We start from the raw sequence: 13828 nt of genomic DNA, 5'->3' as shown, positions 1-13828 counted from the left end.
CCCGGACGCCGGGCCTGCACGGCATGAGGCGCTCAGCGCTGTCGCGCGCGAGTGGCCTGGGGCCGCTCCCAGGTCGTGTCGCTGACACCGCGTTCCCGCAGCTTGTATTTCTGGATTTTCCCATTTTCCGTGCGCGGCAGCTCGTCGAGCACGTCGAGATAGCGGGGAATGGCGAAATACGGCAGGCGCGCCTCGCACCAGGCGATCAGTTCGGCGGGGTCGAGCGCCTGGCCGGGCTGCGCCACCACGGCCCCCATGACTTCGTCTTCGGCCAGTTCGGAGCGCACTGGGTAGACCGCGACGGTGGCCACTGCGGGATGGCTCTGGAGCACCTGCTCGACCTCGTACGAAGAGATGTTCTCGCCTCGGCGGCGGATGGCGTCCTTGATGCGATCGACGAAGCGGAAAGCCCCATCCGCATCGCGCACGACCCGATCCCCCGTATGAAACCACAGGTTGCGCCAGGCCTCGACGGTCTTGTCGGGCATGTTGAAGTAGCCGCTGGCAAAGGCATAGGGCTCGTCGGCGCGCAGCAGCAGCTCGCCCGCCGTGCCGTCCGGCAGCTCGACGTCCTCGTCATCGGCCACCCGGGCCTCGAAGCCGGGCCGCACCCAGCCCATGATCCCCTGGCGGGGGGAATCCGGCCGCGTGGCAATGACGAAATTGGTCTCGGTCGAACCATAGCCTTCGAGCAGGTGGATGCCGGTGCGGGTTTTGAATTCGGCCAGCGACAGCGCGGGCACGCCCGGGCCCAGGCCGATGCGCACCCGGTGCTCGCGCTCGGCGGCGCTGTGCGGCTGGGCCAGCAAGATGGGCACCATGGCCCCCAGCAGGTAGATGACGGTGGCGCCGTGCTGACGCATCGAGCCCCAGAAGCCGGAGGCCGAAAACTTGGGCAGGAACACGACCTGGCAGCCCGCCAGCGCGGCCTGCGCATAGGTGTTGAGCGCATTGATGTGAAACAGCGGCAGCGTGGTGCACAGCACGTCATCGGGCCCGGCATCCACCACTTGCAGGCTGTTCAGACCCCACCAGTAGTAGTGCGCGTGCGAGCACAGCACCCCCTTGGACGGCCCGGTGGTGCCCGAGGTGTAGAGAATGGCCAGCACGTCACCCGGGCGCACCGGCGCGGGCTCGACGGCGGCCGCCGACTGGGGCCAGGCATGCACCGCAACGCCGCCGATGCGCGCGGGCAGCGGCCCGGCGTCCAGCACCCAGATGGCCTCCAGCCCGGTGTGCTCGAGCGTGGCCGTGGCCAGGCGTTCGAGCAGGTCGGCTTCGATGACCAACAGGCGCGCCTGGCTGTTGGCGAGAAAATATTCGATCTGCGGCCCCTGGCAGGCCGTGTTGATGGGCACGGCCACCGCTCCCATCCAGCCGCAGGCGAGAAAGGTTTCGAGGTTTTCCGGGCGGCTGGCGCTCATGATGGCCACGGCCTGCCCGGGCTGCACGCCCGCCGCCTGCAAGGCCCCTGCCCGCCGCGCGGCCACCCTGGCCATGTCGGCGTGCGACCAGCTGGCCGCCCCCAGGGTCACTGCGGGCCGCGCGCCAAACTCGCGCGTCTGGCGCTGCAGCATTTGCGGTACGGTGCGCTGCGCCGGGGGCAGCGGCGAAGCCATGGACTGCTCATTCATCGTGCGTTCCTCCGAGATACGTGGCACGAACCCGTTCATCCTCCGCCAGGGCCTTGGAGTCGCCCGACAGCGCCACCTCACCGGTTTCGAGCACGTAGCCGAAGTCGGAACTCTCCAGGGCCGCGCGGGCGTTCTGTTCAATCAGCAATATCGATACGCCGTCCTCGCGCAGGGCACGCACGATGGCGAGAATCTCCTGCACGATGAGCGGCGCGAGCCCCAGGCTGGGCTCGTCGAGCATCAGCAGGCGCGGCGCGGACATGAGCGCGCGCCCCAGCGCCAGCATCTGGCGCTCGCCGCCCGACAAGGTGTCGGCGCGCTGCGCGCGGCGCTCGGCCAGGCGCGGAAAACGGTCATAGACTTCGGCGAGCCGGGCGCGCCGCGCCGCCGCGCTGAGGTGCCGCGCGTAGGCGCCCAGCTGCAGGTTGTCGAGCACGGACAGCTCGCCAAACAGCTCGCGCGTCTCGGGCACCAGGCACAGGCCGCGCTCGACGCGGCGCTCGACATCCAGGCCGTGCAGGTCGTCGCCCTCGAAGCGCAGGGTGCCACGCGAGGGCAGCAGGCCCATGGCCGCCGACAGCAGCGTGGTCTTGCCTGCGCCATTGGGGCCAATGACCGAGACGATGCGCCCCGGATCGAGCGTGAGCGACACGCCCCGGACGGCCTCGACGCGGCCGTAGGCGACGTGCAGATCGGCAATTTCCAGCATGGGCCCGGCCATCACGCGGTTCCTCCAAGATAGGCCGCCTGCACGCGTTCGTCGCGCCGCACGTCGGCGGGCAGACCTTCGGTGAGCTTGGAGCCAAAGTTCATGACCACCAGGCGATCCACCAGTTTCATGACAAATTCCATGTCGTGCTCCACGATGAGGATGGTGAGCCCTTCGTCGCGCAGTTTGCGCAGCAGCTCGCCCAGCACGATTTTTTCATTGCGCCGCAAGCCGGCGGCGGGTTCGTCGAGCACCAGCAAGACGGGATCGGCGGCCAGCGCGCGGGCGATTTCCAGCACGCGCTGGGTGCCCAGCGGCAGGTTGCCCGCCAGCTCGTGGGCGCTGTCGCCCAGGCCGATGCGGTCGAGCTGGCACTGGGCCTCGTAGAGGATGCGGTGTTCTTCCTCGCGGTCGAGCCGCAGACCGGCACGCAGCATGCTGGGGCGTGTGCGCGCGTGCGCGCCCAGCGCCACGTTATCGAGCAGCGTCATGCGCGGGCGCAGCTTGACGTGCTGGAAGGTGCGCGCCAGCCCCAGCCGGGCCACCTCGCGCTGCGGCAGGCCGGTGATGTCGCGCCCGAGAAACCGCACGTGCCCGGCGCTCATGGGAATGGTGCCCGTGAGCAGGTTGAACATGGTGGACTTGCCCGCCCCATTGGGGCCGATGAGCCCCAGGATCTCACCCGCGCCGACGTCGAAGCTGACCTGGTTGACGGCTACCAGGCCGCCGAAGCGGCGCACGGCCTGCTGCACGGACAGCACCGGCGTGCCCTTGGCGGGCAGCGTGCGGCGTGGCAAGGGGTGCGCGGGCGCCGTCAGACGCGGCCGGGCGGCCACGGCGGGGCGCCAGCGCCGCAGGCCGCGACGCACGAAACTCATCACCCCGCCACGGGCAAAGTGCAGCAAGGCGATGAACAGGGCGGCAAAGACGACCGCATCCATCTGCCCCAGGCCGTGCGTGATGAGCGGCAGCCAGTCTTGCAGGGCGTTTTTCAGGGCGAGCACCAGGGCCGAGCCCACCAGCGCCCCCGCCAGGCTGCCCACGCCACCGGCGACGGCCATCAGCAGGTACTCGATGCTGGCGTGGACGTTGAAGGGCGAAGGGCTGACGTAGCGGCTCATGTGGGCATACAGCCAGCCCGCAAGCCCCGCCAGCAGCGCCGCCGTGACGAACAGCGACATACGCAGGTGATAGGCATCGGCGCCCACGCTGGCCAGCAACACAGAGCCCCCGCGCAGGCCGCGAATGGCCCGCCCCGGCCGGGAATCCAGCAGGTTGCGGCTGAACAGGCAGGCCAGCAGTACCACGCTCCAGATGAGGTAGTACATGGCCTGCGGCTCCAGCAGCGACCAGCCTCCCACCGCGACCGGCGGGATCCCCGACAGGCCCGTATGCCGGCCGAGGGATTCCATCGTGCCAAACAGCATGGAAATGGACAGGCCCCAGGCGATGGTGGACAAGGCCAGGAAGTGCCCGCCCAGGCGCAGGGTAAGCACGCCGATCACCCAGGCCGACACCCCCGTGAGCACCAGGGCAAAGGGCAGGCCCAGCCAGGGCGACATGCCCTGGCTGGTGGTGAGCCAGGCACTGGCGTACGCGGCGATGCCGACGAAGGCGGCCTGGCCGAAGGACGTGGCCCCGCCCACCCCGGTGAGCAGCACGAGCCCCAGGGCCACCAGAGCGCCGATACCGATCTCGTTGAGCAGCGACACGGTGAACGTGCCCAGCACCAGGGGCGCCGCCAGCATGACGAGCAGCAGCGCCAGCCAGAAGATTCTGGATGTCGATTTCATTCGTCGATCTCCTCGACCGCCTCGTCAACGTGGCTGGCCATGTACGAGCGCACCATCAGCACCGGAATGAGCAGGCTGAAGACGATGGCGTCCTTGAGCGCACCGCTGAAAAACGAGGCAAAGCTTTCGAAAAGGCCGACGAAAATGGCACCCAGCGCGGTCGCCGGATAGCTGACCAGCCCGCCGACGATGGCCGCGACGAAGGCCTTCAGGCCCAGGATGAAGCCGGAATCGTAGTAAATGGTGGTGACGGGCGCGATCAGCACGCCGATGAAGCCCGCCAGCAAAGAGGCGCACAGATAGGCCAGCATGGCCGTACGCGCCGGGCGGATGGCCACCAGTCGCGCGCCCACGCGATTGACGGCGGTCGCGCGCAACGCCTTGCCCATCAACGTGCGCTCGAACACCAGAAAGAACAGCACCCCCAGCACGCAGGCCGTGCCGACCGTCAGCAGCACCTGGCTGCTGACGCTGACCACGCCCAGGTCGAGCGCGCCGGACACCAGCGATGTGGTGCGTACCCCTTCGGGGCCAAAGAACAGCAGGCCCAGGCCCGAGAGCAGAAAGCTGAGGGCGAGCGACACGATGAGCAAGATGAGGATCGAGGCGTCGGCAATCGGCTGAAAGACCACGCGCGCCAACAGCGGCGCCACCGGCACCACCAGCAGAATCGAGGCCAGCACCTGCGCCGTCGGCGACAGTTGCGCCTTGGCCACGCCCCAGGCCAGCAAACACGGCAGCAGGGGCAGCACACCCCAAAGCAGGACGGCCCTGGGGGCATGACGCCACTCGCCCCGGCGCAGCAGGCTGCCCAGCTCGGTCAGCAGGGCCAGCGCGGCAAGAAAGGCGACCAGGCCGATGGTGGGCGGCACGTGCCCGGCTTCGAAGGCCGCCAGGCTGAAGGCGGCAAAGACCGCAATGTCACCAAACGGCACGAACACGACCCGGGTGACGGAAAAGATCAGCACCAGGCCCAGCCCGGCCAACAGGTAGATGGCTCCCGTCGCCAGACCATCGACCCCCAGAATGAGGGCTATATCCCAACTCATGCCGCTCTCCCCATCATCCACCTCGATTCATGCTTGCGCATCTTGCCCCCCGTCGGATGCCGCTTACGGCACCAGTTTCCAGTGGCCTTTTTCCAGCCGCACGACAACGCGCGCGCGGTCGTCCACGCCATAGCTCTCATCGGGATGGAAGTTGTACACGGCGTGCGTGCCCACCAGTTCGTGGGTGCTCTTGATGGCATCGCGCAAGGCCAGGCGGAACTCGGGCGTACCGGGCTGCGCCGTGGCCGACGCACGCTTGGCGGCATCCAGGAAAATGAGCCAGGCGTCAAAGGAATAGGCCGAGAACGCATCGGCGGCCGGTGCGCCATTGGCCTTCTGGTAGGCATCGCGGTACTGCATGGCGACCTTGCGGATGGGGTTGTCTTCAGGCAGCTGCTCGGCCACGATCACCGGCCCGGTGGGCGCCAGCAAGCCTTCGACCGATTGGCGTGCCACGCTGATGAAGGCCGGGTTGATGAGGGCGTGCGTGCCGTACAGCTTGCCCTTGTAGCCGCGGTCGGCCAGGGCCAGGTACGGCAAGGCGCCCGGCGTGCCCGAGTTGCCGGTAATGACGGCATCGGGGTGCTTGGCGACGATCTTCAGCACCTGCCCGGCCACCGAAGAATCGCCCCGGGCGTAGCGTTCGTTGCTCACCACCTGGATGCCCGCGGGCACCGCCGTTTTCTGCAGGGCGTCGTAGACCTCGTCACCCCAGGCGTCGGAAAAGCCGATGTAGCCCAGGGTCTTGACCCCCGCCTGCTTCATGTGATCGACCACGGCGCTGATCATGAGCGGCGCGGGCTGGGGCACCGTGGCCACCCAGGCGGCATCGGGTCCTTTCAGGTTGACGTGGGCGATGGAAATGAGCGGGGTCTTGGCCTCGCGCGCTACGGCGGCAATCGCCATGGCGCCCGGCGACCCGGCCGTGCCGATGATGGCATCGACGTGATCTTCCTCGATCAGCTTGCGGGCATTGCGCGCCGCCGTGCTGGGATCGGACGCGTCATCCAGGGTGATGACCTGCACCTTCTTGCCGTCGATCTCGGACTGGAAGGTCTCGCCCGCCTTCAGACCTTTTTGGTAGGGGATGCCCAGCGAGGACACCGGCCCCACCAGGGACGTGACAAAACCGACCTTGTAATCAGCGGCATTGGCCGCGGGGCTGGCAGTGATCAGTGCTGCCGTCGTCAGGCCGGAGGCCATGGCACTCAAAAAACGCAGGGATTTCATCGCACACTCCTAAGAGGAAGGGGAGAAGTTCATTAATCAGACACTAAAAAATTCATAACTAAAATAATAGAAAACCATGAGATTGGCGTCGATACAACACGGGGCGTCCGCCATTTACGCCTGCGACGCCTTGGACATGCGGGATGCCCAAAGCGTCGTGAACGTTATTGCCCGACCAGCGCCAGCACGCGCAAGGGGCTGCCGCTGCCTTTCTGGATCTTGAGCGGCGGACAAATGAGCACGGCCCCCACGGGCGGCAGCAGATCGAGGTTGCACAGGCACTGCAGGCCGTAGCGTCCCGAGCCGTGCATCAGGTAGTGGCAGGGATACGGCGGGCGCAAGTGGTAGCCCTGCCCGGCATCAGTCCCGATGGCCTCGGAGCCGAACCCCAGCACGTCGCGCTGTTCGATGAGAAAGCGCACGGCCTCGGCGCTGGGCCCCGGCGTATGCTGGCCAGTCTCGTCGTAGTTCTGGTATTGCTCGGGGTCGCTGCGCTTGGACCAGTCGGTGCGCATCAGCACCCAGGCGCCCGCCGGGATGCGGCCATGGGCGGCTTCCCAGTCTTCGATGTCCTGGATGGTGAGCAGGTAGTCGGGGTCGTCTTTCACCTGCGGCGAGCAATCGAGCACGCAGGCGGGCGCGACGAAATGCTGCACCGGGATGGTGTCCACCGAATTGTTGGGCAGGTCGCGCCCGGAAATCCAGTGGATGGGGGCGTCAAAGTGCGTGCCGGTATGCTCGCCGCAGGAAAAGTTGTTCCAGTACCAGCCCGGCCCACGCTCGTCGTACTTGGAGACTTCTTCGATGCGAAACGGCCAGCACTGGCCAAACTCGGGCGGCAGGGCAATCTGCGGGAAGTCGGGGGTCAGCGTCTGGGTGAGGTCGATGACGCGGATGCCGCCCCCCAGCAGGGCCTGCGCAAAGCCCAGCAGGGCCTGGGCGCCAGTCGTCGGTTCGGTGGGATGTGTCATGCTGTGATTCTCCGGGCCGTCAGGCGCCACGATTCATGGATAGTTCGCGCTCCAGCACCTTGGGGTTGTCGCGCCAGCGCTGCAGCCATTCTTGCGCCACGTCGCCGGGATAGACGTCTTCCACCCCTTCTTTCAGGGCCTGGACGATGGCCTTGGCCAGGGCCTGGGGGCTGAGCTTGGGCGGCGGCATGTTCTGGTTCCACTCGTCATCGACCGGGCCCGGGTACACATTGATGACGCGAATGCCCGCCGGCGTCATTTCGGCGCGCAGGCACTGCGCCAGCGAATGGGCGGCAGCCTTGCTGGCGCTGTAGGTGCCCTGCGCGGGAAAGTTGGACAAGGCGTAGATGGACAGCAGGTTGACCCAGGCGGTCGCGCTGGTGGTGCCGTCGGCCGAACGCCCCTTGAGCGCCGGGCCGAAAGCCTGCGCCAGGCGCAGCAGGCCGAAATAATTGATGTCCATCTCGGAACGCGCCACGTCGGTGCCGCGCCGCGAGGCGATGCCATGGGCCCGGTGCACTTCGGCATTGTTGATGACGATGTCCACCTTGCCACCAATGGAGCCCGCCTGCTCGACGATGCTGCGGCTGTCGCTGAGATCGAGCGGCACGAGCGCCACCTGCGGCAGGGCCGTGATGTCATCCAGGCCACCGTAGTTTTTCCATGGCTCGGCGTGGCCCACCCAGACCAGGTCGGCCCCGGCGGCCACCACGGCGCGCACGATGGCCTGCCCCACGGGGGTCTTGCCATCGGTGACCAGCACCTTGCGGAACTTGGGGTCGCAACCCATTTCACGCAGCATCGGATCGTCTGCCATATTCGTGCTTCCTTCCTTCGGAAATGCAATCAGGACCGCCTGCCCGGCGCGGTCGAGCCGCGCGCCCACGCGCACGCGCTGCGGCGTGGCGCCAACGTCGCCGTGCACGTGTACCATGACCGTGGGCCCGGCATCCAGCCGCACGAAACCCAGGCGCCAGGGCAGGCGCTCGCGGAAAAAAAGATCGTTGCTGTGATGCAGCGTGGTTTCGCTAAGCAGCTCGCCCGCGCCATCCTGCGCGCGCCAGGCAAGCCGGGCCGAGAGGCAGTGATGGCAAGCCGCGCGCGGCGGATACTGCACGGTGCTGCATTCCTGGCACACCTGCAGCTCGAAGCGGCCCTCGGCTGCCGCCGCCGTCATGCCCAGGGCCACGCGGCCGCGCGCCCAGGGCGGCAGGTTCATCTGCCGGGTGCGCAGCACCGGATTCTTGCGCGGGGGGCGCATCAAAGGCATGGTCATTGGCTGCCTCCGAGGATCACCGCGCCAGTACACAGGCAGCGGTCGTAGGTGACCATGCCAAAGCCGGCCACCAGGCCCAGCTGCGCCCCGGCCACGGCGCGGTCGCCCGCCTGGCCGGTGAGCTGGCGAATGGTTTCGGTCAGCCCCATAAAGCCGCCCGCCGCCCCCGCCTGCCCCGCCGACAGCTGGCCGCCGCTGGTGTTGTTGGGGAAGCTGCCGTCCACGGTCAGCGTCTGGCTGCGCACGAATTCGGGGCCTTCGCCCTTGGCGCAAAAGCCCAGGTCTTCGAATTGCATCATCACTATCACCGGATAATCGTCGTAAGACTGCAGCACGTCGATGTCCTTGGGCTGCACGCCGGCCTGCGCATACAGGTCGTCACGATCCTTGCGCCAGCCGCCGCACACCATCACCGGATCGTCGGAAAACGCGTTGTGGCGTTCGATGGCGCCGCGCACCAGGGCATGATCCAGCCCCAGGTCGCGGGCACGCTGCTGCTTCATCACCAGAAAGGCCTCGGCCCCGGCGCACGGCATGACGCAATCGAACAGGTGCAGCGGATCGGCAATGGGCCGCGCGTCCATGTACTGGTCGAGCGTGAGCGGCTTCTTGAACAGCGCATTGGGGTTACGCAGCGCGTTGTCGCGCTGGGCCACGGCAATGCGGCCAAAGTCTTCGCGCCGGGCGCCAAACGTGCGCATGTAGTGCGCCGTGATCATGGCAAAGACCGAGTTCGGCCCACCCGAGCCATAGGGATAGGTGGCATCCCGCGAAAAATCGCTGAACGCGCCCAGCGTCTGGCGGAAAGAATCGACGTGATTGGTGTCGGCCGCCACGCAGGCGACGATGTCGGCATCCCCCGTCTGTACGGCTCGGGCCGCACGCCGCAGGCACATGACACCCGATGCCCCGCCCGTGGGGACGTGATCCAGCCAGCGCGGCGACAGGCCCAGGTGCTGGGTCACGCCCACGGCCGTGTCGGGCACCAGCGAAAAGCTGGACAGGCACAGGCCGTCGATCTGCGCTTTGGCCACGCCGCTGCGCTCGACGAGCCCGCGCAGCGCCTGGCCGATGAACCAGTGCGCGCCCTCGGTTGAAAAGCGCTGGTACGGCACGGTGACCGGCACCGCCACCGCGACATCGTCATATCCCATCCGGGCCATCAGCACGCTCCCCTGAAACCGTTCATTCCGTTCACGTCGTCCACCCCCATGAATTCATCACCGCGCGCACTCAGGCGCCCTCCATCGAAAACCCCCGGCGCACCAGGGTATCGCGCAGAAAGCGCCCGTGCTCGTCGGCCAGCGCCGCATTGCGGATTTCACGCAGAATGGCCGGCGCCAGCACCTTGGCGTGGCGTTCGAGCACCGTCATGATGACGTCGAAATTGCGCAGGCCGCGCGTGTGCGTGTCGCTGTAGCCGCGCACCAGGGTCTGACATTTGGCCGCTTCCAGCGCCAGGCGCGGGTCGATGGCCGCGGCGTCGCGCAGGCGCTTGAGCCACGCCTCGATGCGCGCCGTCTCGATGGCGTAGCGCAGCGTCACGCGGCGCCAGCGGCCCCACCACGCCAGCACGTACAACAGGAAGAACCCGCCCAGCGAGCTGGTGGTGACCACCCGCCCTTCGCGGGTGAAATAGGCCACCAGGCGGTGCACGGCGTGCGGCTTGGCCAGCCAGCGTCCCAGCCCGGCGGGCAAGGTCTCGCAGATTTCTTCAATGCGCGGGTGCATGTATTCGGAAATCGACAGCACCTGCCCGTCGGTGGCATGCACTTCGGTCTGCACCCGTTCGAAGCGGCTGCCACGGATCTTGAGGTCGGCCACCCGGATGGTGTCTTCGTAGGTCATCCACAAAGCCAGGTGGCGGGCGATCTCGCGCATCATTTCGCTATCGTGCCCGCCCGGCGCGGCCATCTGCGCATCGAGCCGATCCAGATACAGGCGGCCATAGGCCGGATCTTGATAATCCACGCAGCGGCGGATGCCCTCGATGACGATGGACTGGATGTCTTCAGGATAGCCCCGCGCATGTTCCACCAGCCGGGCCACCTTGGGATGGCGCGGCGCCACGGCGGAAGGGTCGGGCAAGGCGGGCTTGGCATCGGGCGTGGTCACCGGCCCGCCGTCGCGCGCCCGCACGGTGGGGCGCGTGGCCTCGCTTTGCGTCTGGCGCGCCTGCTCGAAGGCATCGGCAAAGGCCGCCAGGCTGGCCTTGACCCCCACGCCGCCACGCTCGATAGTGGCCTCGAACTGCGCGCGGTTGAACGGCAGCACGCCTGCGCCGCTGAGCGCGCCAAACAGCACGGCGCTCACCACGCTGCCGTTGCGCTCGGCCGTCTGCGCCATGTTGAAGGTGACCAGGCGCCGGGCGGCGCGGCGAATCTGCTTGTGCAGGGCGTCGCTGTCCACCCGGCCATCGCCCAGGTGCGATTTCTCGGCAATGGCGTACACCCGGTGGGTGGAAGCAATGAGCGTGGTGCGGTCTTGCGTGACGAAGCCGCGCTGCACGGCGCGCCCGGCCTCCATCAATTCGGAGGCGAGCACGATGTCCACATCGCCGGGCATGGGCGACTGCGCCAGCACCGGCACACGGGCGCCAGCCTCGTCCGCCCCCGGAAAGAGTTCGACGTAATAAATGGTGGCGCCCGTGCGCTGGGCCACCCCTGGCACGGATGTGGTCTGGGCGAACCAGCCGTTTTCCTCGCCCATATTGACGATCCAGTCGGCCAGCACGCCGCCGCCTTCGCCGCCCATGGCCAGAATCGCAATCTTGATCGGTTCAGAATACATAGTGAATCACCTGAGCAAAGACACGCCCCCGGACGGTGCGCGAACCGCCGAAGGCCGGATCGAAGACGTTAGAACGCATGACGCTCTCGGCGCCGCGCCAGGCCGCGCTGAAACCAGCCGATGATGGCAGTGCGCATGCGGTGCTTGCGCTTGTCCCATTCGGAAGGGTTGTTGATGATGCTGGCTTTGTAGAACGAGGGACACAGCACGGCGGCGTGCGCCACCTCGCCGCAGTGGCCGCAACCCACGCACGTGTCTTCGACTGCGGTGATGGGTTCCTGGCGCAAGGGATCGGGGTTGTCCTTGATGGTGAGCGAGGGGCAGCCCGACAGCCGGATGCACGAGTGATCGCCCGTACAGGTGTCGGGATCGACGCCGAAGCGCTCGCGCACTACCCGCTTGCCTTCGGCGATGGCCTTGCGCCGCAGGGGCTTTTCGCGCCGCTGGCGGTTGAGCATGCATTCGCTTTGGGCGATGAGCACCTTGGGGCCCTTGGACAGCGTGGTCAGCGCCTCGCGCAAGGCGGCGGTCATGGCCTTGGTGTCGTAGGTGCGCCGGATGGTACGCACCCATTTGACCCCCACGCCGCGCACCGCGTCTTCGATCTCGTGCCCCGTGCTGCGCGTGGGATTGATCGTGTTGTGCGTGGAAAGAATGTCTTGTCCGCCCGTGGCCGCCGTGTAGTTGTTGTCCACGATGATGGTGAGGTTGTCGCTCTGGTTGAACACCGAGTTGGCCACCCCGCTGGTGAGGCCGTTGTGCCAGAAGCCGCCATCACCCATGATGGAAATGGCCCGGCGGTTGGCCGGGGCGCTGCCGGGTGCCACGTTCAGCGCCGAGGCGCTGGCCCCGCCCAGGCCGTAGCCCATGGTGGTGTTGCCCAGGTCGAAGGGCGGCAAAATGGAAAACAGCTGACAGCCGATGTCGGCGCTGATGTGGTGTACCCCAAGCTCGCGTTCGACCAGGCGGATGGCCGAAAAGATGGGCCGCTCGGGGCAGCCGGTGCACAGCCCGGGCGGGCGCGGATACACGGTGTCGCTCAAGGGCGGCAGAATGTCTTCGTCGTTGGCACCGGCCACTTCGACCGCTTCGGCGCTTTCGGCCAACAGGTGCGTGGGCACAGTAATGGGCGCAGCCGCTGGCGTGGCTTCATCGGCCAGCTGGGGTTGCGCAGCCCGGGAAACCTCGGTTACCTGCGGCTGCGGCACCTCGGCAGCCACCCCCGGCAGCGACCAGCCGTATTGCTCTAGAAAGCCCTTGAGCCCGGCGCGCACGACCGCCGCCGTATACTCGCCCGCCATGGGCAGCACGTCCTTGCCATGCAGGCGGACGCCGATGCGCCGCTGCAGCAAAATGGACGCCACGTTCTGCTCGATGAAATTGGGCTGCCCTTCTTCGAGTACCAGCAAGGCCTTTTTATCCTGGCAGAAGCGCTCGAACTCGTCGTCCACCAGGGGGTACGCCACGTTCATCACGTACAGCGGGATTTGCGATTCGCCATAAACGTCGGCCAGCCCCAGGCGCTGCAGCGCGCGAATGACGGTGTTGTAGAGCCCGCCCTGCAGGGCAATGCCCACGTCGGCGGCTTTTTCGGCGAAAAATTCGTTGAGCTGGCGCTCTTGGATGAAGCGCACCGCGGCTGGCCAGCGTTTTTCGATCTTTTCTTTTTCGTGGACGAAGCTGGCGGGCGGCAGCACGATGCGGCTGACGTCGCGCACCGGGTTTTCCAGGGCATCGCGCACGGAGAATGCCGGGGCTTTGTTGTCGGACGCGACGAACTGCCCATGCAGGTGGCACGAGCGGATGCGCACCTGCAGCATCACCGGCGTATTGCTGGCTTCGGACAGTTCGAAGCCATCTTTCACGGCCTGCACGATCTTGGGCAGATTGGGTCGCGGGTCGAGCAGCCACATTTGCGATTTCATGGCAAAGGCATGGCTGCGCTCTTGCATGATGGACGAGCCTTCGCCATAGTCTTCGCCCACGATGACCAGCGCGCCGCCGGTGACGCCACCCGAGGTCAGATTGGCCAACGCATCGGACGCCACGTTGGTGCCCACCGTCGCCTTGAAGGTGACCGCGCCACGCAAGGGGTAATTGACGGACGCCGACAGGGTGGCCGCCGCCGTGGCTTCGCTGGCGCTGTTTTCAAAGCGCACGCCGTACTCGGCCAGGATATCCTGCGCATCGGCCAGCACGTCCATCAGGTGCGAAATGGGCGCACCCTGGTAACCTGCCACGTAGCCCACGCCCGATTCGAGCAGCGCCTTGGTAATAGCCAGAATGCCCTCGCCGCGAAAGACCTCGCCGGCGCCCAGACGCAGTTTTTTTACTTCTTCAACGAATGACCGTTCAGCCATGACGATGCTCCCGACC

10 protein-coding genes are annotated in these 13828 nt (G+C 67.0%); all 10 read right to left on the bottom strand.

Translation table 11 applies throughout. The features are described from left to right. Positions 1-32: 32 nt before the first annotated feature. The 10 genes from CCA01S_RS10330 to CCA01S_RS10285 all read right to left on the bottom strand — a co-directional run bounded on the left by CCA01S_RS10330 (position 33) and on the right by CCA01S_RS10285 (position 13812). Positions 33-1634, bottom strand: a complete 1602-nt coding sequence (locus CCA01S_RS10330; protein ID WP_066457964.1) for an ATP-dependent acyl-CoA ligase — start codon at positions 1632-1634, stop codon at positions 33-35. Next, on the bottom strand, positions 1627-2355 hold the full coding sequence (locus CCA01S_RS10325) for an ABC transporter ATP-binding protein (RefSeq protein WP_198149965.1): 729 nt from the start codon (positions 2353-2355) through the stop codon (positions 1627-1629). The genes CCA01S_RS10330 and CCA01S_RS10325 overlap by 8 nt, the downstream gene beginning before the upstream one ends. Next, complete coding sequence (locus CCA01S_RS10320; protein ID WP_066457961.1) at positions 2355-4136, bottom strand: branched-chain amino acid ABC transporter ATP-binding protein/permease; 1782 nt, start codon at positions 4134-4136, stop codon at positions 2355-2357. Before CCA01S_RS10320 ends, CCA01S_RS10325 begins: the two co-directional genes overlap by 1 nt. Then, entirely contained in the window at positions 4133-5185 is a 1053-nt protein-coding gene (locus CCA01S_RS10315; protein WP_066457958.1) for a branched-chain amino acid ABC transporter permease, read from the bottom strand. Before CCA01S_RS10315 ends, CCA01S_RS10320 begins: the two co-directional genes overlap by 4 nt. A gap of 63 nt (positions 5186-5248) precedes the next feature. Next, the gene (locus CCA01S_RS10310) at positions 5249-6415 is read right to left on the bottom strand and encodes an ABC transporter substrate-binding protein (RefSeq protein ID WP_066457956.1); all 1167 of its coding nucleotides are present in this window, start codon (positions 6413-6415) and stop codon (positions 5249-5251) included. Between the two features lie 164 nt (positions 6416-6579). Beyond that, on the bottom strand, positions 6580-7386 hold the full coding sequence (locus tag CCA01S_RS10305) for a cyclase family protein (protein WP_066457953.1): 807 nt from the start codon (positions 7384-7386) through the stop codon (positions 6580-6582). 19 nt (positions 7387-7405) lie between these two features. Beyond that, positions 7406-8662 (bottom strand): SDR family NAD(P)-dependent oxidoreductase, encoded by a 1257-nt coding sequence (locus CCA01S_RS10300; protein WP_066457951.1) that lies wholly within the window; start codon positions 8660-8662, stop codon positions 7406-7408. Continuing rightward, positions 8659-9825 (bottom strand): thiolase family protein, encoded by a 1167-nt coding sequence (locus CCA01S_RS10295; protein ID WP_066457948.1) that lies wholly within the window; start codon positions 9823-9825, stop codon positions 8659-8661. The genes CCA01S_RS10300 and CCA01S_RS10295 overlap by 4 nt, the downstream gene beginning before the upstream one ends. Positions 9826-9895: 70 nt before the next feature. Continuing rightward, a complete protein-coding gene (locus tag CCA01S_RS10290) occupies positions 9896-11452 on the bottom strand; it encodes an indolepyruvate oxidoreductase subunit beta family protein (protein WP_066457946.1) in 1557 nt (518 codons plus the stop codon). A 68-nt stretch (positions 11453-11520) separates the two neighbouring features. Continuing rightward, a complete protein-coding gene (locus CCA01S_RS10285) occupies positions 11521-13812 on the bottom strand; it encodes a thiamine pyrophosphate-dependent enzyme (protein ID WP_066457940.1) in 2292 nt (763 codons plus the stop codon). Between the last annotated feature and the right edge of the window lie 16 nt (positions 13813-13828).

Origin of the sequence: Castellaniella caeni NBRC 101664 (genome assembly GCF_001592225.1) — a bacterium.
In the GTDB taxonomy this organism is placed as follows: Bacteria; Pseudomonadota; Gammaproteobacteria; order Burkholderiales; family Burkholderiaceae_B; genus Castellaniella; species Castellaniella caeni.
This window is presented reverse-complemented; position numbering and strand designations above follow the sequence as displayed.

What these genes read in the sequence shown, in the direction of transcription:
- CCA01S_RS10315 (WP_066457958.1), bottom strand. Translation starts at nt 5,185, where the DNA reads ATGAGTTGGGATATAGCCCTCATTCTGGGGGTCGATGGTCTGGCGACG.
- CCA01S_RS10305 (WP_066457953.1), bottom strand. Translation starts at nt 7,386, where the DNA reads ATGACACATCCCACCGAACCGACGACTGGCGCCCAGGCCCTGCTGGGC.
- CCA01S_RS10285 (WP_066457940.1), bottom strand. Translation starts at nt 13,812, where the DNA reads ATGGCTGAACGGTCATTCGTTGAAGAAGTAAAAAAACTGCGTCTGGGC.
- CCA01S_RS10320 (WP_066457961.1), bottom strand. Translation starts at nt 4,136, where the DNA reads ATGAAATCGACATCCAGAATCTTCTGGCTGGCGCTGCTGCTCGTCATG.
- CCA01S_RS10325 (WP_198149965.1), bottom strand. Translation starts at nt 2,355, where the DNA reads ATGGCCGGGCCCATGCTGGAAATTGCCGATCTGCACGTCGCCTACGGC.
- CCA01S_RS10330 (WP_066457964.1), bottom strand. Translation starts at nt 1,634, where the DNA reads ATGAATGAGCAGTCCATGGCTTCGCCGCTGCCCCCGGCGCAGCGCACC.
- CCA01S_RS10310 (WP_066457956.1), bottom strand. Translation starts at nt 6,415, where the DNA reads ATGAAATCCCTGCGTTTTTTGAGTGCCATGGCCTCCGGCCTGACGACG.
- CCA01S_RS10295 (WP_066457948.1), bottom strand. Translation starts at nt 9,825, where the DNA reads ATGGCCCGGATGGGATATGACGATGTCGCGGTGGCGGTGCCGGTCACC.
- CCA01S_RS10290 (WP_066457946.1), bottom strand. Translation starts at nt 11,452, where the DNA reads ATGTATTCTGAACCGATCAAGATTGCGATTCTGGCCATGGGCGGCGAA.
- CCA01S_RS10300 (WP_066457951.1), bottom strand. Translation starts at nt 8,662, where the DNA reads ATGACCATGCCTTTGATGCGCCCCCCGCGCAAGAATCCGGTGCTGCGC.